At 62.6% G+C, this 17,373-nt stretch carries 20 protein-coding genes; 4 read left to right on the top strand and 16 right to left on the bottom strand.

What is annotated here, in order from left to right:
• Positions 1 to 110 precede the first annotated feature (110 nt).
• From ACR2J1_RS05390 to ACR2J1_RS05375, 4 genes are read right to left on the bottom strand one after another with little or no spacing between them, the layout of a single operon-like run.
• On the bottom strand, positions 111 to 698 hold the full coding sequence (locus ACR2J1_RS05390) for an ABC-type transport auxiliary lipoprotein family protein (RefSeq protein ID WP_434018310.1): 588 nt from the start codon (positions 696 to 698) through the stop codon (positions 111 to 113).
• 53 nt (positions 699 to 751) lie between these two features.
• Complete coding sequence (locus ACR2J1_RS05385; protein ID WP_434018309.1) at positions 752 to 1,588, bottom strand: MlaD family protein; 837 nt, start codon at positions 1,586 to 1,588, stop codon at positions 752 to 754.
• Positions 1,589 to 1,600: 12 nt separating this feature from the next.
• Complete coding sequence (locus tag ACR2J1_RS05380) at positions 1,601 to 2,419, bottom strand: ABC transporter ATP-binding protein (protein ID WP_434018308.1); 819 nt, start codon at positions 2,417 to 2,419, stop codon at positions 1,601 to 1,603.
• Positions 2,416 to 3,594, bottom strand: a complete 1,179-nt coding sequence (locus ACR2J1_RS05375) for an ABC transporter permease (protein WP_434018307.1) — start codon at positions 3,592 to 3,594, stop codon at positions 2,416 to 2,418. Before ACR2J1_RS05375 ends, ACR2J1_RS05380 begins: the two co-directional genes overlap by 4 nt.
• A gap of 117 nt (positions 3,595 to 3,711) precedes the next feature.
• On the opposite strand from ACR2J1_RS05375, the gene dgcA reads away from it, so the two are divergent.
• Positions 3,712 to 4,707: an N-acetyl-D-Glu racemase DgcA gene (gene dgcA / locus ACR2J1_RS05370; protein ID WP_434018306.1), complete on the top strand. Its 996-nt coding sequence runs from the start codon at positions 3,712 to 3,714 to the stop codon at positions 4,705 to 4,707.
• Positions 4,708 to 4,716: 9 nt separating this feature from the next.
• Here dgcA and ACR2J1_RS05365 read toward each other — a convergent pair whose 3' ends face one another.
• The 4 genes from ACR2J1_RS05365 to ACR2J1_RS05350 all read right to left on the bottom strand — a co-directional run bounded on the left by ACR2J1_RS05365 (position 4,717) and on the right by ACR2J1_RS05350 (position 7,125).
• Positions 4,717 to 5,055, bottom strand: coding sequence for a DUF302 domain-containing protein (locus ACR2J1_RS05365; protein WP_434018305.1), 339 nt, complete (start codon positions 5,053 to 5,055; stop codon positions 4,717 to 4,719).
• A gap of 16 nt (positions 5,056 to 5,071) precedes the next feature.
• Positions 5,072 to 5,227, bottom strand: a complete 156-nt coding sequence (locus tag ACR2J1_RS05360; RefSeq protein ID WP_434018304.1) for a Spy/CpxP family protein refolding chaperone — start codon at positions 5,225 to 5,227, stop codon at positions 5,072 to 5,074.
• A 23-nt stretch (positions 5,228 to 5,250) separates the two neighbouring features.
• Positions 5,251 to 5,580, bottom strand: a complete 330-nt coding sequence (locus ACR2J1_RS05355; RefSeq protein WP_434018303.1) for a Spy/CpxP family protein refolding chaperone — start codon at positions 5,578 to 5,580, stop codon at positions 5,251 to 5,253.
• A gap of 315 nt (positions 5,581 to 5,895) precedes the next feature.
• Positions 5,896 to 7,125, bottom strand: coding sequence for an MFS transporter (locus ACR2J1_RS05350; RefSeq protein WP_434018302.1), 1,230 nt, complete (start codon positions 7,123 to 7,125; stop codon positions 5,896 to 5,898).
• Between the two features lie 71 nt (positions 7,126 to 7,196).
• Here ACR2J1_RS05350 and ACR2J1_RS05345 point away from each other — a divergent pair, with 71 nt between their 5' ends.
• A complete protein-coding gene (locus tag ACR2J1_RS05345; protein ID WP_434018301.1) occupies positions 7,197 to 8,150 on the top strand; it encodes a hypothetical protein in 954 nt (317 codons plus the stop codon).
• Positions 8,151 to 8,286: 136 nt separating this feature from the next.
• On the opposite strand, the gene ACR2J1_RS05340 is transcribed toward ACR2J1_RS05345, so the two are convergent.
• Together ACR2J1_RS05340 and ACR2J1_RS05335 are read right to left on the bottom strand one after the other, a co-directional pair.
• The gene (locus ACR2J1_RS05340) at positions 8,287 to 9,369 is read right to left on the bottom strand and encodes a glycosyltransferase family 4 protein (protein ID WP_434018300.1); all 1,083 of its coding nucleotides are present in this window, start codon (positions 9,367 to 9,369) and stop codon (positions 8,287 to 8,289) included.
• Positions 9,369 to 10,175 (bottom strand): UDP-2,3-diacylglucosamine diphosphatase, encoded by an 807-nt coding sequence (locus ACR2J1_RS05335; protein WP_434018299.1) that lies wholly within the window; start codon positions 10,173 to 10,175, stop codon positions 9,369 to 9,371. Before ACR2J1_RS05335 ends, ACR2J1_RS05340 begins: the two co-directional genes overlap by 1 nt.
• A gap of 99 nt (positions 10,176 to 10,274) precedes the next feature.
• Between ACR2J1_RS05335 and ACR2J1_RS05330 the strand changes: the two genes are divergently transcribed.
• Positions 10,275 to 11,141 (top strand): fructosamine kinase family protein, encoded by an 867-nt coding sequence (locus ACR2J1_RS05330; RefSeq protein ID WP_434018298.1) that lies wholly within the window; start codon positions 10,275 to 10,277, stop codon positions 11,139 to 11,141.
• Positions 11,142 to 11,733: 592 nt separating this feature from the next.
• Here the strand turns inward: ACR2J1_RS05330 and ACR2J1_RS05325 are convergent.
• Complete coding sequence (locus ACR2J1_RS05325; RefSeq protein WP_434018297.1) at positions 11,734 to 12,246, bottom strand: hypothetical protein; 513 nt, start codon at positions 12,244 to 12,246, stop codon at positions 11,734 to 11,736.
• A 127-nt stretch (positions 12,247 to 12,373) separates the two neighbouring features.
• On the opposite strand from ACR2J1_RS05325, the gene ACR2J1_RS05320 reads away from it, so the two are divergent.
• Complete coding sequence (locus ACR2J1_RS05320; RefSeq protein WP_434018296.1) at positions 12,374 to 13,261, top strand: fumarylacetoacetate hydrolase family protein; 888 nt, start codon at positions 12,374 to 12,376, stop codon at positions 13,259 to 13,261.
• On the opposite strand, the gene thiD is transcribed toward ACR2J1_RS05320, so the two are convergent.
• The 5 genes from thiD to cbbX all read right to left on the bottom strand — a co-directional run bounded on the left by thiD (position 13,234) and on the right by cbbX (position 17,220).
• Entirely contained in the window at positions 13,234 to 14,043 is an 810-nt protein-coding gene (gene thiD / locus ACR2J1_RS05315; RefSeq protein WP_434018295.1) for a bifunctional hydroxymethylpyrimidine kinase/phosphomethylpyrimidine kinase, read from the bottom strand. The genes ACR2J1_RS05320 and thiD overlap by 28 nt on opposite strands.
• Before the next feature lie 44 nt (positions 14,044 to 14,087).
• Positions 14,088 to 14,822: a cytochrome c biogenesis CcdA family protein gene (locus ACR2J1_RS05310; RefSeq protein WP_434018294.1), complete on the bottom strand. Its 735-nt coding sequence runs from the start codon at positions 14,820 to 14,822 to the stop codon at positions 14,088 to 14,090.
• An 84-nt stretch (positions 14,823 to 14,906) separates the two neighbouring features.
• Entirely contained in the window at positions 14,907 to 15,605 is a 699-nt protein-coding gene (locus tag ACR2J1_RS05305; protein ID WP_434018293.1) for an HAD-IA family hydrolase, read from the bottom strand.
• 2 nt (positions 15,606 to 15,607) lie between these two features.
• Positions 15,608 to 16,285 carry a ribulose-phosphate 3-epimerase gene (gene rpe, locus ACR2J1_RS05300; RefSeq protein WP_434018292.1) on the bottom strand — a complete coding sequence of 226 codons (678 nt, stop codon included), beginning with the start codon at positions 16,283 to 16,285 and terminating at the stop codon, positions 15,608 to 15,610.
• Positions 16,282 to 17,220: a CbbX protein gene (cbbX, locus tag ACR2J1_RS05295; protein ID WP_434018291.1), complete on the bottom strand. Its 939-nt coding sequence runs from the start codon at positions 17,218 to 17,220 to the stop codon at positions 16,282 to 16,284. The genes rpe and cbbX overlap by 4 nt, the downstream gene beginning before the upstream one ends.
• Positions 17,221 to 17,373 lie beyond the last annotated feature (153 nt).

The raw sequence follows: 17,373 nt of genomic DNA, 5'->3' as shown, positions 1-17,373 counted from the left end.
CCTCTCTATCCACGCGACGCGGCATGCCCGGCCTTTGCGCCGGGCATTTTCGCATGCAGAGGCCAGGATCGTCCGGCCGTCATGATCGCGTGAGAAATGGAGCCCGGCGCCTAGCGGCGTGCGGAGACCCAGCCGTTCACGTCTTGCACGACCTCGGTGAAGGCCTGATTCAAGGCCGCCACTGCGTCCCCGGGCGCGTCCGTCTTGGCCGCCACGCGGGCGCTGAAGCCCTTTGAGGCGACCACGCGGCTTGAGGTCATGCTGACCAGCTTGGCGAAGATGTCGATCTCGGCGTAAGTCCTGCCGCTGGAAACATCGATCTGGAAACTGCGCAACTCGGTGGCGAGGCTATATTCGCCGTAGGTCGAGCTTACCGCCTTGACCGCGCCGGAGTTCTGGAAGCTTTCGATCATCCGCGCCTGCACGAGGCGGGGGAGACGATCGCTCCAGGCGACGCCCTTGTAATAGGAGACTTTGTCCGAACTCGGCCGAACCATGATGCGTTCGGTTTCCAGAGCGTGCACGGCCGTCGGCTCGGCGACAACGAGCTGCCACTTGGCGGCCCGGGGCAAGGCTGCGAAGGAGCGCGGTGCAATGAGATCGTAGGTGGTTGGAGCGCGCGAGCCGCCTGCAAGGGCGCAACCCACGAGCCCCAGGCAAATCAAGCCTGCAGCCAGAGCTGGCGCGTTCCGAGCCATGTCTGGTCGCCCCCTATTAAACGAACGTGCGCCCCTATGGCCCCACGGGGTCGCTATTGTCCACGCGGAGTGTATTCCGGGACCTGGCTACCACCAAGCAAAAATCCCTTTGGATTCTCCTCGAATTTCTCGAGGATGCGGTTGGCGGTTGCCGCCGTCCGCCGCCCTTCGCGCATGGCATTTCCAAATTCCTGGAGGCTTTCCTTGGCGGACCGCGTCAAGCCGTCAACATTGTCTCCAAGCGAGACTTGAAGCTTGTCGGATAACTCCTTGAAGGACTTGGCTGCGCCCCGCAAGTCTTGGATGGCGGCGGAGATGTCTTCCTTGCGCTCATTCATCATCGTCGTGAACGCTTCGACATTGGTCACCGTGGTGTGGATAGAGCTCTGATTCTCGTCGACAACATCATTCAGCTTGGACAGCAGGGTGTTGGCATTATTCATGACTGCGGGAGCTGCATCGAACAGGCCCTGCCCGAGCGCACGGTCGGCCTTGATCACGGGAATCGGATTGTCGTCGGTGGCAACCAAGAAAGGCGATTCGGGGCTTCCCGCGCTGATCTGGACACCGCTGCCGCCGGTCAGGCCCATCGACTGGATGTTCGCGCGGGAATTCTCCCGCACCGGCGTCGCGTCGTCGACCCCGATCAGCACCTGCACCTTGCGGGCATCTTCTAGATCGAGCGCCAGCGATTGCACCTCGCCCACCTTGATCCCGTTGAAGCCGACGCTAGACCCCGTCGTGAGGCCGGCCACCGAGCCCTCGAAGGTGATGAAATAGCGTTTGCCGCCGCCGGCGAAATTGCTCATCCAAAATACAAACATGAAGGCGAGCGTGAGAACGCCCAGCACGAAGCCGCCGATCATCAGGTAGTTGGCTTTGGTTTCCATCGGGTCGGTTCCTTAAACCAGTAACGGCCGCATGGCTGCTTGCGCCCGCGCGGCGCTCGGCATCGCCGCCCGCGCCCGCGCCCCGCAGAAATATTCCTGAATCCAGGGGTGATTGGGATGATACTGCAATTCCGACGGCGACCCCGTACGCACGATCCTCTTGTCGGCAAGCACGGCAACGCGGTCGCACACGGTAAAAATCGTGTCGAGGTCGTGGGTGACCATGTAGACGGTGAGTCCGAGTGTTTGCTGCAACTTCCTGATGAGCTGGTCGAAGTCCGAGGCGCCGATCGGGTCCAGGCCGGCGGTCGGCTCGTCGAGAAAGACGATCTCCGGGTCGAGGGCCAGCGCGCGCGCGAGGCCGGCGCGCTTGCGCATGCCGCCGGACAGCTCGGACGGATATTTGTGCGCGGCGACCGGCGGAAGGCCAACCATGGCAAGCTTCAGAAAAGCGAGATCGTCCATCATCGCTTGCGGCAGATCGAGATGCTCGCGCATCGGAACCTGGATGTTTTGCAGCACGGTGAGCGAGGAAAACAGCGCGCCGTCTTGAAAGAGAATGCCCCAGCGCGTCTCGATATCGAGGCGGTCCTTGGCGGATAGGGTCTTTGTGTCGTGGCCGAAGAGCTCGACATCTCCCACGTCAGGTTTGATCAGGCCCGTGATGACGCGCATCAGCACGGACTTGCCCTGCCCTGAGCCGCCGACAATGGCGAGGATCTCGCCGCGATAGACGTCGAGGGCGAGCCCGTCCCAAATCTGATGGCTGCCGAAGCTCTTGGCGAGCCCGCGCACCCTGATCACCACCTCTCGCCCGTTCTCGAAGGTCACACGCCGATCCCCGAAAGAAACATCGCAAAAACCGCGTCCAAAACTATCACCAGGAAGATCGATTTGACCACGGCGCTTGTCACGTGGGTGCCGAGCGATTCAGCGCTGCCTTCGACCTTCATGCCCTCCATGCAGCCAACGAGCGCGATGATCACGGCCGCGAACGGCGCCTTGATCATGCCAGCCATGAAATGCTGAAAGTCCACCGCCTCATGCAGCTTGTCGATATAGGTGCTCATGTCGAGGCCGAGCACGCCGAAGGCCATGATGCCGCCGCCGAGCAATCCCATCACGTCACCGATAAAGGTCAAAAGCGGCAGCGCCACGACCAGCGCGAGCACGCGTGGCAGTACGAGCGTATCCATAGGATCGATGCCGAGCGTGCGCATGGCGTCGATCTCTTCGCGCATCTTCATGGAGCCGATCTCGGCGGTGAAGGCGGAGCCCGAGCGGCCCGCGACCATGATGGCCGTGAGCAGGATGCCAACTTCCCGCAGCGCGAGGATGGCGACCATGTTGACGGCGAACGGCTCGGCGCCGAACGGCTTCAACTGTACGACGCCCTGCTGCATCACGACCGCGCCGATCAAAAGGCAGATCAACGCGATGATGGGCACCGCGCGCAAGCCGGCATGATCGAGGTGATGCACGAAGGACGTGGTGCGAAAACGCCAGGGCTGGCGAAACAAGCGCAAGACGCCCGCCGTCACCTCGCCGAGAAAGCTCGTCAGTTGCACGGCATCGCGCCCGGCGCTGGTCAGCGCCTTGGCGGTGTCTTCCACGATCTGCAGGACTGGTCCGCGCTTGACGATCTCCGGCCGTTCGGTACTGCCGCGCTTCTGGACTTCTTCGATGAGAATGCGGAAGGCTTCCGTGGCGCCGGCGTAACGGGTGCGCAGGCCGCTTGCTTCCCAGGCCGCAGCGGTGCGCTGCAACAGCCATGCACCAGAGGTGTCGATTTCGGCGATGCCGGCGATATCCATCTCGCCCGTGAAGTCCGGCGTCGGCGGGATCGGAACGCGCAGGCGCTTCAGCGCGACGTCGAGGGCCGCCGCCTCGGCCACGGTCCAGGCCCCCGTCGCGATGAGGCGAAAGGTCGTGCCCCTGAGCTCAACACGAAAGCCAGGCGCGCGCGCCTGGGTCGGCAGAACAAGCTGATGGTCGCGCTTTAGCATGGAAGGGCTTAGTTTTGCCGGGGTTATGGGCGCATGCGCAGGCTTGGTAGCAACGCTCTGTTTTTGAACGAAAATGCAGGAGAAAGAAAGGCAAATGGCGACGCTTGGGGAGAGCCCGTGATCGACTGTTCCAAGCGCGCCCTCACGGTCGGGGTGGAAAGCTGGCCGATCGCCGGGAGTTTCACCATCTCCCGAGGCACAAAGCGCGACGCCGTCGTTGTGGTCGCCTCAATTAGCGAACGTCACCATGTCGGCCGTGGCGAATGTGTGCCCTACGTCCGTTACGGGGAGAGCGTGGAGGGCGTCGCCGCAGCGATCGGAGCGTGTTCAGCCAAAATTGCCGCAGGGCTCGACCGCGCCGCACTGCAAAGTCTCCTGCCTCCGGGCGCCGCGCGCAATGCTCTGGACTGCGCCCTTTGGGATCTGGAGGCGAAGTTTTCAGGGCGGAGTGTCGCTTTCCTGGCGGGTCTGCCAGCCATGCGGCCTCTCCTGACGGCCTACACAATCTCGCTCGCGGATCCCCAGACGATGGCCGCGCGGGCGCGAGCCGCAAGCGCCTATAGACTGTTGAAACTGAAGCTCGGCGGCGACGGCGATCGCGAGCGGCTGGCCGCAATACGGGAGGCTGTGCCGCACGCGCGGCTGATCGTCGATGCGAACGAGGCGTGGCCGCCGGAGCAGGCGGAAGACCTCATGCGCGCCGCCGCGGAGGCGGGGGTCGAGTTGGTCGAACAACCCCTCCCTGCCAGCAATGATGAGATCCTGGCCGTGATCCCTCGCCCCGTCCCGGTCTGCGCGGACGAGTCAGTGCATGATCGCGCCTCGCTTGCATTACTTGTCGGCCGCTACGACGCCGTGAACATCAAGCTCGACAAGACCGGTGGCCTCACGGAGGGCTTGGCAACCGCGGCGGAGGCGCGGGCGCTCGGTCTCAAGGTGATGGTGGGCTGTATGGTGGCGACCTCGCTCGCCATGGCCCCTGCCCTGCTTCTCGCCCAGAGGGCTGACTGGGTCGATCTCGACGGGCCGCTTCTGCTCGCGCGCGACCGTGAGCCGGGACTCACTTATGACGGCAGCGCGGTCTCGCCACCGCCGCCGGAACTCTGGGGCTAGGTTGGCGGACTAGAGGCCATCGACCATCTTCTGCAAACGCCCGCGCACCTCCTCCGCCACTTCGGCCAGAGCCGGATTGGAGATGGACTGCATCGATGCGGCAGGATCGACGGCAGAAACCTCCACGTTGCCAGCGCCATGCTCCTGCACGATGACGTTGCAAGGCAGCATGGTGCCGATCTTTTCCTCGAGTTCGAGCGCGAGATGGGCGAGCGGTTTGGATTTCAGCGTGGCACTCACATCGATGTCGGTGAGAGCCCCGAAGCCTTCGCGTTTCAAGGCCTCAGCGACCCGCGCGACCGCCTGGTCGAAGGGAAGATCGATCGTCTTGGAGAAATGATAGCTCATGCTTTCGGACCGCGGCTCACATCAATGGGCAGGCGCCACCGAGGACTTGGTCTGCCTTTTCCTTCTGCGCGTCAGTGAGCACGGCGTAGAGGGCTTCCGTCGCGGGCTTCAAGGCCTTCAGGCTCTCAACCTTGCTCTCCATTGCCTTGATACGAGCGTCCATGCGCTCCAATGCGACGCTCTTCTTGGCCTAGATCATGTCCTATGCACGCCCTCCATGGTCGCGCGGCCTGCCCTGACGGCATTCGCATAACCATCCCAGGCCGACGCCTGAGCATCGGTGAGCTCAAGGTCAGCCTTGAGGTAAGCAAGCCGGCCTTCCATCATCGGCACCGATTGCATGGCCATGCCTTGCCCCATTTGGTGGCCCTTGCCTCGCCTGCCGGAGCCCATCATGTCTTCCATCGGGCAGCCGCCCATCATCATGCCGGCCTTACCTTTGCCCATCATGCCTTGGCCCATAATGCCGCCCTTGCCTGGGGCGCCCTCGCCCATCATGCCCTCGCCCATCGTTCCCTGGTCCATCATGCCACCGCCGGTCGCCGGTCGGCCGGCCGGCTGATCCGTTGCGCCATGGTGCTCGCCGTGACCATGGGGGCCGGTGGTTATTCTTGCTGGGCCATCGCTGGATATGCGGCGCTGGCAATCGCTACGCCGCTCATGACCATCAGACGGATGAACATTCTCATTGCATCCTCATAAGGGTTGGGCGCCAAAAGCTGGGACGTCGTTCAAGTTGCGAGGACCGTAGGCCTTTGGCCAGAGCGGTCCTTGACAAGGATCAAGACCCAAAAACCGGCCTTTTGTCCTCAGGCGAAAGATCGCCCGTCGGGCACGATGCTAAACGGGGCGATTCGCCGCTACTTCCTTGGCGATGAGCCCGCCCCGCCACCGCCGCATAAGCAGAAAAGCGCCGGCTGTGCCGAGGAGCGCGAGCGCAACCATCACTTCGTACGCCCCGCCGGCAAGGTTGCGGTAGAGCGGTCCCGAGGCGATGGTGAGAACGCCAAGGACGAGTCCCGCGACGATCGCGGCATAGAACCCTTGCGCGGTGGCGGCGCGATCTTCCGGCACAGCATGCGCCAGAAAGTGGATCGCGGCGATATGGGCCGCGCCAAAGCTCAGGGCATGCAGGACTTGGACGAGCGCCGTTGCGATGAGGGGCAGATCCAATCCCATGAACGCCCAGCGCAGCACCGCGCCGAGACCTGCAAACATGAGAAGCTTGGCGGCTCCGGTCGTCGCAATGATCCGTCCCGAATATACAAACAGCACGATCTCGGCGACCACCCCGATCGACCAGAGCACCCCGATCGCACCGGCGGAAAAGCCTTGCGCGCGCCAATGGATGGTCCCGAAGGCGTAGTAGACGGCGTGGCTGGCGGCGATCAGGCTCGCGGCGAAAACGAACAGCATGAAAGTGGGTGAGCGGGCGAGGTCAACGGCGTCGGCGAGCCGCAGGCGGCGCTTGGTCTGCGGGACCGCCGCGCCGGCGGTCAGAGTCTTCGGCACGAGATGGGTGCCGACCACCAGGAATGTCACCGCGACGAGCAAGAGCGGCAGCACCGATACTGCTCCGACACGATCGATCACCAAGCCCGTGGCGAGGCTCGCCACGATAAAGCTTACCGAACCCCAGAGCCTGACCTTGCCGTAGTCGAGTCCCCCCTTGCGCATGCCGATCACCGCCACGGTCTCGATCAGCGGCATGATGGTGGTCCAGTTGATGGCCAGCAGCACCATCGCAGCGAACATCGCCCAGAAGCTGGAACTCGCCCAGAGCAGCAGGAACGAGATCAGGGAACCGTAGGCGAGGCCGATGAGGATCGTGCGGCGATCGCCGACATGGTCCGCCGCGATGCTGATCAGAGGCGTGAAGATGATGCGCACGAAGAGCGGCGTTGCCAGGAGGAGCGCGATGGCGTCGGCGTCGAGTTGGCGCCAGCGCAGCCAGACCGGCAGATAGGGCAGATAACAGCCCACGACCAAAAATAGAGCGGCGTAGAGGAAGCCAAGCCGCCAGCTCAGGGACGCAAGTCGTGCGGGTACAACTGTCGGCGGAGGTCTCAACAGTTAACGAATCCCTAGTCGTTTCGCCACTACGCTGGGTCCCTATCCCCGAATCAGGCTAGCGTCGTACTATGCCGGAACGAGCACCAAACGGCCCAGCACCATCGCCGCAAGCAGCCCCGCGCAAAGAAGGGCTGGCCGCCAACTTCGCCGCGATAGAGGCGGCGCTCCTCGATTCTCCGCGCGGCCGCTGGTTCCTCGCCGAATATCTGCGCCGCAACAGATCGGCCGAGACCGATTTGCTGCTGAACGCCATCGCCAGGCTTGAGGTCGCGGTGACCAAGCCGCAACAGCAGGTTCACGCCATCCATGCGAGCCAAGTCTTCGACGAGCTCGTGCAAATGAGCGAGGCGATCTCGCGCACGCGGCGTGAGATTGCGCAAATCAGACCGCCGCATCAGTTTGACAAACAGCTCGTCACCGCATCGGAAGAATTGGATCACATCGTCGAGGCGACGGAAAAGGCAACGTCTGAGATTCTCGGTGCCGCGGAAGATATCCAGGAAGTCGCCTGGACCTTGCGCGAGAAAGGCATCGAGATCGCGCTTTGCGACAGGGTCGATCAGCGCGCCACCGAGATCTACACCGCCTGCTCGCTCCAAGACATCACCGGGCAGCGGACGGCGAAAATCGTGAAGACGCTTCGCTTCATCGAGCAGCGTATCAACGCGATGATCCAGATCTGGGGCGTCGACGATATCGCCTTCAAGGTCGGTGAGCTCTCGTCGAAGCTGTCGGAGTTCGAGCAGACGGCCACAGGCGAAATCGATCCGCTCCTGCGAGGTCCGCAGCTCCGCGGCGATGGCCTCAATCAGAACGATGTCGATGCCATGCTGGTGGCTGAGGAAATTTGGCCGGCGCATAAGCCAGCGGTTGAGCCGGTTGCCCCGGGTGAGACAGCCGCGTTCGCGGAACGCGAGCCGGCGGCTTCGCGACCGGCGAACGAGGAGGTCAATCGGTTCGAGCCGGAGCCCCTGACCCTCGCCAAGCTGCATGCGGTGAAGCGGGCGGCACTATTCGGATAAAAATTTTTTTCGCGGTATTTCAATGGACTTACTGCGGCCTTGCGCAGATTTTGAATCATGCTCTTGAAACTGGCGCGGATGCTAACCATCTCTGGGTGGACGCGAATCCCCCAAAAGCGTCCCCCAAACTGACGCATTAGAATTGAAGCGGCCCGATTCCCCCCAATCGGGCCGCTTTCTTTTTGCGTTGCCAACGGCGCCCTTCCCGCTCCCACTCACCTGAGTCCTGGGCCGCAAGCATATTGTCGACGAATTGCCGCGCGGACTGTTCCCAGCCGTAGGTAAGGGCGTGGGCTCGTGCCGCGTCGCTGTCGAGCGACAGCGCCCGGAGCGCCGCGGCCCCGAGATCGGGGTCGAGCGCGCCCGCACGAAAATCCGTCACGACGTCTTTCGGGCCGCTCACAGGGTAGGCGGCGACGGGGATGCCGGACGCCAGCGCCTCCAGAAGAACCAATCCAAACGTGTCAGTGAGACTTGGGAAGACGAACACGTCGGCAGACGCATAGGCGAGCGCCAGATCTTCCCCCTCCCGATGTCCCGTGAAGAGCGCATCGGGAAAGCGGTGGCGGAGCTCCGACAATTGCGGTCCGCTGCCCACCAGGACTTTGCGTCCTGGCAGACTGAGATTGAGAAACGCTTCGATGTTCTTCTCGACCGCGATCCGGCCGACATAGAGAAAGACCGGCCCTGCTCCAAACTGACGGACTTCGCGCGGCCGGTACAGTTCGGTATCGACGCCCCGCGACCAGGGCATCAACTTCCGAAAGCCGCGCGCTTCAAGCTCACTGGCGACCGAGCGCGTCGCGACAAAGGTTGCGGCAGCGCCGTTATGAAACCACCGCTGCACCCCGTAGCACCAGGATTTAGGCACCGGCAGCCGGGCGGCGAAATATTCCGGGAAGCGGGTGTGATAGCTCGTCGTGAACGGCCTTCCCCTCTTACGGCAATAAGCCCTGGCCATCAGCCCGATCGGCCCCTCCGTGGCGATGTGGATGAAATCGGGGAGCGCTGCTTCGATATGGCGCGCGATGGCCCGCGGACTTGCGAGCGCAAGAGGGATCTCCGGATAGGTGGGACAGGACAGCGTACGGAACGCGGTCGGCGCGAGGCAGCTGAAGTGGATGCCAAACTTTGCGGCCTCTTGGGCCAGACGCTCATAGGTGCGCACGACCCCATTGACCTGGGGACGCCAGGCATCGGTGGCGACAAGGACCCGCATCAGGCAGCCGCCTCAAGCTCCTCGACAAGGGAAGCCCCCACATCCTGGCCAAATGAGATCTCGGTCCAGCGGATGATCTCGAAGGTTCCATCCTCCGTCTCCCCCACCGCAGTGCAGCTCTCGACCCAGTCGCCGGTGTTGATGTAGAGGACGTCGCCAACCATGCGGATGGCGGCATGATGGATGTGGCCGCAGATCACCCCTTGCGCGTCATGGCGTCGTGCCTCCTGCGCCAGCGCGGTCTCGAATTCGCCGATATAGTTCACCGCACGTTTGACCTTGTGCTTGAGATAGGCCGATAGCGACCAATACGGCATGCCGAGCCAGCGCCGGACGCCATTGAAATGGGTGTTGGCCCAAAGCGCGAGCGCGTAACTCCAATCTCCGAACAGAGCGAGCCATTTGGCATAGCGCACCACCACGTCGAACTCGTCGCCGTGCATGATGAGATAGCGGCGTCCGTCGGCACCGACGTGAATGGTGTTGCGCTCGATCGCGATCGCGCCAAAGACAACGCCGCAATAGTCACGCATGACCTCGTCGTGATTGCCGGGAATCAGGATGAGATCGGTGCCTTTGCGCGCCTTGCGCAAAAGCTTCTGCAACACATCGTTGTGGGATTGCGGCCAGTAGACGCCGCGGCGGATGCGCCAGAAATCGACGATGTCGCCGATAAGATAGATCCGCGGGGTATCGCAGTGGCGGAGAAATTCAAGGAAGGCTTCGGCTTGGCAGGCTTTGGTGCCTAGGTGAAGATCCGAGACGAAGATCGCGCGGTATTGCCTCGTCAGAGCGTTATGCTGCACGTCCCCAGCATCCTTTGTTTATCAACATCCTAGAGCCGGGACTTAGACTGCGTTTGTATCAGCCTTGTGACATCGCGCGCTTGAGACTGGCGGCAACGCATGGCTGACGCCGGACTGAGGCGACGGCTCGAAGAGGTCGTTGGCGCACGCATCTTCCAAGAGGGGCGCCTCCCCGTCGGCTTCGGTCTGATCGGCTTGTCTGCGCAACTTGCCGATGGCCGGAAGGTGGCGGTGAAGGCAAGAGCGCGAGGCGTTGATGCCGACCTTACGCTGGAAGCTTACATGCTCGAAGAGCTCAGCCGGCAGTCCGCGCTGCCGGTGCCTCGCGTTCTGTTTGCTGCACCCGATCTCCTCGTGATGGATTTCATTGAGACTGACGGTGGAGGCATCACGCCCGGCGTCGAGCGCCATGCCGCGGAGCTCATCGCTGGCCTGCACGCCACGCCACGGGCCTCCTTCGGCTATGAGCGCGACACGCTTATCGGACCGCTGCCACAGGAGAACCCGCTATCGGATCGCTGGATTCCGTTCTTCCGCGACCATCGGCTTATGGCAATGGCGCGAAAGGCGCATGCGGAGGGCAGTCTGCCGGCGCCGCTCTTGGCGCGAATCGACCACCTGGCCGAGCGGCTGGAGGCATTCCTGCTCGAGCCGCTTCACCCCAGTCTGCTCCACGGCGATCTTTGGACCGGGAATGTGCTGGTCCGCGGCGGGCGCGTCGCAGGCTTCGTCGATCCCGCCATCTATTGCGGTCATCCGGAAATCGAACTCGCGTTCGGCACGATGTTCGGCACGTTCGGGCGCGCCTTCTTCGAGCATTACGAGAGTGTGCTGCCGTTAGAGCCGGGGTTTCACGAGGTGCGCTGCGGGATTTACAATCTGTATCCCGGGCTCGTGCATGTGCGCCTGTTCGGCGCGGGCTATCTCGACGGTGTCGACAGCACGCTCGGCCGGCTTGGGTTCTAGTGGGGACAAAAAAAACCGGCCCGGTAAACCGGGCCGGTTTTCCCTGCGAAACGAGCCGAACTCAGAAGGAATTCCTTCAAGTCGGGCTCGGCTCGCCCCCCCAATAATTCCTGAGCCGTGCTCTTCAGAGTGTCCCAGGTCCCCCTAAGCTCTCTGCCCCCGAGAAAAGAAGCCCCCCAGCCCCCTCCCTCTTTGTGATGCAAGATAACCCAGCCGACCTTCGACCTTCAAGTTTGCGGACGCCGATCGCGTAAAACCGTCCGAGACTGTTGCGGAAATGCAAAAGAGGCTAATGCGTGGCGCTCGTACTGCAGTTTATTTAATAAAATCAATGAATTAGTGATACGCGGTCCAGGGGCACCCAGCAGGGTCTGCATTTGAGGCTGCCACGTGACGAGGCCCGTGCGGCCCAGAATGCACCGAACTTTTCAGAACGCTGTTGCAGTTCCGCAACGGGCAGGAATCACCGTTGAGGCTTTCCGAGAGCCGATTGGCAGAAGCAGGCTGGGCCTTGATAAAATGAGAGCCGCCGTTGAACTCACTTCTGGCGACTCAAGGGCGGCTCTCAAACGCGTCAGTTCCCTTGCGTGCGTCAGCGGCGCACAGAGACGTTCGCCACCGGCCGATAGGCGCCGGACTTGCGGTCGAGTTGGACGATATTGATGGAATGGGCTTTACCACCCTTGATGCTGATGCTCATGCGGCCGGAAAATTTGTCGCCGCTGATACGCGCATGCACCGTCTCGCCGCTCGCGGTTCCGGTGACGGCGCCCGCGGCGTCGTAGGTGTTCTCCTTCCACGAACCGCTAATCTTGCCGGCGTTATAGGTGAGCTTGGAGGCGGTGTTGAACTTGTAGTCGGTGCCGGCGCAGCGGATGTTCTGCGAAACGTCGGCGCCGGTGACGCTATAGGTCACCTTGCAACTGACCTTCTCGGCCTTCCCATTGATCGGAGTCACGGTGCCGGCGCCCGACCAATAGCCTTTGAGCTGATCGAACGGGTTTTTGGATGCCGCTCCAACCGGCAACGCGCAGACCGCGACAAGCAGGATCGCTGCGAGCGGCATGGCGTTGCTGATGAAGGGCGAAAACAAGCGAGGTCCCATAAGCCTATCCCTCTGGTTTGATTCGTGGAGATGGTTAGCCTGACCGATGGTCAGATTCAATCGCGGACTGTTGCCGCCCAGGCACCGGTGTGCATCATGCAGAAAAATTGCGTCAAGGAAAAGATCGATGAAACTGCTGAGATATGGCGAAATTGGTGCGGAAAAGCCGGGAATTATAGATCAAAGCGGGGGAATTCGGGACCTTTCCGGTGTTATCGGTGACCTCGCGGGAGACGCGCTCGGATCCGACAGTCTGAAGCGTCTCGCGGCATTGGATCCGGCAACACTCCCTCTCGTGAGCGCCGATTCCAGAATCGGAGCGCCGGTCGGAGTCGTGCCGAAATTCTTCGGCATCGGTCTCAACTATCGCGATCATGCCGAGGAGACCGGCATGCCGATCCCCGAAGTCCCGATCGTGTTTGCCAAGGCGAGTTCCTGCGTGTCGGGGCCCTACGATCCGGTGCTTGCGCCCAAGGGTTGGGAGCGCATGGATTTCGAGGTCGAGCTTGCGGTCGTGATCGGCAGCCGCGCGAAGAACATTGCGGAAGGTGACGCGCTCAATCACGTCGCCGGCTACGCCATCTGCAACGACGTCTCCGAGCGTAGTCTCCAAGTCGGCGGACCGGGCGAATGGATAAAGGCCAAGAGCCATGACAGCTTCGGTCCGCTGGGTCCATGGCTCGTCACCAAGGACGAGATCCCGTATCCCCAGGCGCTCGATCTGAGCCTCGACCTCAATGGCGAGCCCATGCAGACAGGCTCCACCTCCACCATGATCTTCAGCGTCGCGCAGCTCGTGAGTTATATCAGCAAATACATGACGCTGGTTCCGGGCGACGTCATCACCACCGGGACGCCGCCCGGTGTCGGCATGGCGCGCAAGCCCCGCGTGTTCCTGAAGCCTGGCGACCAGCTCCGCCTCTCGATCTCGGGTCTCGGCGAGCAGCGCCTGACGGTGCAGGCCGAGGAATGGAACTCCGGTCCTGCCTATGATTGCTTGGGCCAGAAACCGTGAAAATGGTGAACCGGGCCCCTGCCCTTGCCGATATGGAGCGAGTCCGCGCCCTTTAGAGCGGCGGTGATGTAGGTCTTGGCCGTCGTCACGGCCTCCCGCAGCGGCGCGCCCTTGGCGAGCTCGGCGGCAATCGCGGCCGATAGCGTGCAGCCGGTGCCGTGCGTGTTGGTGGTGGCAATGCGCGGCGCCTCAAGCTGCAACTCTCCTTCGGCATCGAGATAGATGTCCACGGCGACGGTACTTTCAGCGTGGCCCCCCTTCACGAGGACCGCAGGCGCGCCGACGGCACGAAGCTTCAGGGCTTGGGCCTTCATCTCCTCTACGCGCTCGGCCACCCTTCCCCCCGTCAACACTGCGGCCTCAGCCAAATTCGGCGTGACCAGGGTCGCGAGCCGGAGCAGGCGCAGGCGAAGCGTTTCGATGGCGCTCGCCTCGAGCAAGAGATCGCCGCTCGCGGCAACCATGACCGGATCGAGCACGACCGGCACATCGGGGAAATTCTCCAATCCCTCCGCGACGGCGGCGATGACCGCACTCGTTGCCAGCATGCCGATCTCGATGGCCAGGACATCGAAGTCCGTCGCAACAGACCTCATCTGCTCGCGCACGAAGTCGGGAGGCACTTCGAAGACGCCTTGAACGCCGAGCGTATTCTGCGCCGTGAGCGCGGTAATGGCGCTCGCGCCATAGACGCCGAGGGCCGCGAAGGTCTTGAGATCGGCCTGTATACCGGCGCCGCCAGAGGAATCCGAGCCGGCAATGGTGAGTGCGATTGCGGTCATTGGCGGCACTATCGGCGGCTTTGGGAGCAAGCGAAAGGCCTGCGTCAGCCGATCGTCGCCAGAGCGGGAAACCACTCGATGAGCCAGCCCGCAATCAACGTCATGGAATTGGTGAGGAAGAGGATACCGGTGAGCACGAGGAAGGCGCCGAGCACTTTCTCCATGATGGAGAGGTGACGGCGGTAGCGCTGCAACGTGCTCATGAACGGCTTGATCGCCACCGCGGCGGCGATGAAAGGAAGGCCGAGGCCTAAGGAGTAGACGAGCAAGAGACTCACGCCCTGGCTGATCGAGTCCTGGCCCGCTGCGAGCGCGAGGATGGCGGCGAGCACCGGCCCGATACAGGGCGTCCAGCCAAAGGCGAAGGCAATGCCGATGAGATAGGCGCCGACGAGGCCGGCGGGCCGCGCCTCGGCGTGATAGCGCGCCTCGCGGTGCAGGAGCGGAATGTGAACGACACCGAGAAAATGCAGGCCCGCGATGATGATAATAACGCCGGCGATCTTGCTCAGGATCAGAAGGTTCTCGGCGAGCAGCTGGCCGGCAGCCGTGGCGGTGGCGCCGAGGGCCACGAACACCGTGGTGAAGCCAAGCACGAACGCCACAGCCGACAGAACGACGGTGGAATAGACGTGGTTGGGCGTTTCGTCCTCGCCCGTAAGCTGGTCGAAGGTCGTGCCGCCGAGGAAGCACAAATAAGGCGGCACCAATGGCAGGACGCAGGGCGACAGGAAGCTCAAGAGCCCCGCGATCAGCGCGCCGACATAAGAAACGTCCATACACCACCTTAGGCCTGCTGGGCGGCCGATCCTCACCTTGAGGATTTAACCCGTGCCCGCAAGCGTTTAGGGATCACGTTAGCGTCAAGTAAAGCTCGCTTTGCGAGGCATGAGGCCGGCAAAAGCCTGCGGCAGCTCGTCGAGGCGATCGATGACCAAGTCGGCGCCGAGTTCGGCCGCAGGCTCGGCGGTATAACCATAAGAGACCAGCACCACCGCGCCGAGATTGGCGGCGCGCGCGGTCTTTACGTCCGTGATGCTATCGCCCACCATGAAAGTGGAGGACGGCTCCGCTCCCAGGGCGTCAACGAGCCTGAGGAGGCCGCGTGCATCCGGCTTCTTGGGCAGATCGCTGTCGCCGCATTGCAGACACGCAAAGACATCGAGGACGCCGACCGCGCGCAACACGTCGCGGCTCATGGCGTGCGGCTTATTGGTGCAGATACCGCAGGCGATGCCAAGAGCTTGCAAATCACGCAGCGTCTCCGCCGCATGAGGATAAAGACGCGACAGGGAAGCTGGATTTGCGGCGTAATGTTCGAAGAGGCGCGCTTCCATTGCGACCTTCGCTTCTTCTCCGAGCGAGACATCGTGGGCCGCGAGCGCCCGGTCGAGCAGCAGCGAGAGCCCTCCTCCGACCATCTTGCGCACGGCGTGCTCCGGGTGTTCGGGAAGACCGAGCTCCGCCAAAGTCACATTGAGTGCAACGGTGAGATCGGCGTTGGTGTCGACGAGGGTGCCGTCGAGATCGAAGACGACCGCCTTTGGCCACGCTCTATCCAAGGTCACGCCGCGGTGGCGCGGGCGCGCTCGGCATTGCCGCGAATGGCGGCGATATTTTCGGCATAGGCACCGCCCTTGAAGACGCCGGAACCGGCGACGATGGCATTGGCGCCGGCCTCGACGACGAGGGGCACGGTCTCGGCATTGATGCCGCCATCGACCTCAAGATGGATGGGGCGCGCGCCGATCATGCTGCGTAGCGCCCTGATCTTCGGCAGTTGCGACGGCAGGAACGCCTGGCCGCCGAAGCCTGGATTGACCGTCATGACGAGAATGAGGTCGAGCTTGTCGAGCACATACTCAATCACGGTTTCCGGCGTCGACGGCGTGATGCTGACGCCGGCTTTCTTGCCGAGGCCGCGGATGAGCTGCAGCGAGCGATCGAGATGCGGCCCAGCTTCGGCATGAACCGTAATGATGTCGGAGCCGGCCTTAGCGAAGGCTTCGATGAACGGGTCGCAGGGCGCGATCATGAGATGCACATCGAAGATTTTCTTCGAGTGCGGGCGGAGCGCCTTCACCACATCGGGCCCGATGGTGATGTTGGGGACGAAGTGGCCGTCCATGACATCGACATGGATCCAGTCGCAACCGGCCTGATCGATGGCGCGCACCTCTTCCCCAAGCCGCGCGAAATCGGCGGAGAGAATGGAGGGAGCAATGATGATGTCCCTGCTCATGAGGCAGCCTTGCCCTTGCGATCGATCTCGAAGACCGTGCTTGTGAGAATGTCGACAGGCTCAAGGGTCATCAAGGCCTCGGCGGTGAGGCTTGGATCGGGATTGGCGACCAGGCGATTGGCCTGGCGCAGCCTCGCGCGGTCGAGGGCATTGCGGATCGAGCGGCCATTGGCGAAATGCGGCTGGCGCTTGCGCGCCACGATGTAGCGCTTGAAGGCCTCGCTGCCCTCGGCGCTGAAGCGATAATTCATCTTGGCGAGCAGAAGTCCCGCAATGTCGAACAGCTCAGCATCGTTATAGTCCGGAAAATTGATGTGATGGGCGATGCGCGAACGGAAGCCCGGATTGGAGGCAAAAAACTTCTCCATGCGGTCGGCGTAGCCGGCAAGGATCACGACGAGATCCTCGCGCTGGTTCTCCATGACCTGGAGCAGAATCTCGATGGCCTCCTGGCCATAGTCGCGTTCGTTCTCGGGGCGATGCAGGTAATAGGCCTCGTCGATGAAGAGCACGCCGCCCATTGCCCGCTTCAGAACCTCTTTCGTCTTCGGCGCTGTATGACCGATATATTGGCCGACGAGATCGTCGCGAGTGACAGAGACGAGATGACCGCGGCGGACAAAGCCGAGCCGGTGCAAAATTTCCGCCATGCGCTGCGCCACGGTGGTCTTGCCGGTGCCGGGATTGCCGGTGAAGGACATATGCAGGGTCGGCGGCTCGGCGGTGAGCCCCAGGCGCCGGCGCACGCGCTCGACCAGCAGCAGCGCCGCAATCTCGCGGATGCGCTTCTTGACCGGGGCGAGCCCGACAAGGTCGGCGTCCAGCTCCTCCAGAATTTTCTCGATGCCGACCTCCGCGATCTCCTTGTGGAGGTCGACGGTGGCCGAAAGCTCCAGTTCGGTGAGCTTTCTCTCGGCGTCTTTGAATTCGGTCATGGTCTCAACAGCACTCGTTCAACCGCCTTTCTAAACCACGGTCCCCTTAATTCGAACTTGTCAGACCGGACTTTTGTGCCGGGCGAGCCCAACCTTAGATGGCCGGGACGCCCGGCATCGGGGTCTTGAGGGGTCTTAGACTTCGGAAAAGCC

The sequence above is a fragment of the Methyloceanibacter sp. genome (assembly GCF_050999895.1).
Classification (GTDB): domain Bacteria; phylum Pseudomonadota; class Alphaproteobacteria; order Rhizobiales; family Methyloligellaceae; genus Methyloceanibacter.
Note: the sequence above shows the minus strand (reverse complement) of the source record. Positions and strands in the feature narration are given on the sequence as shown.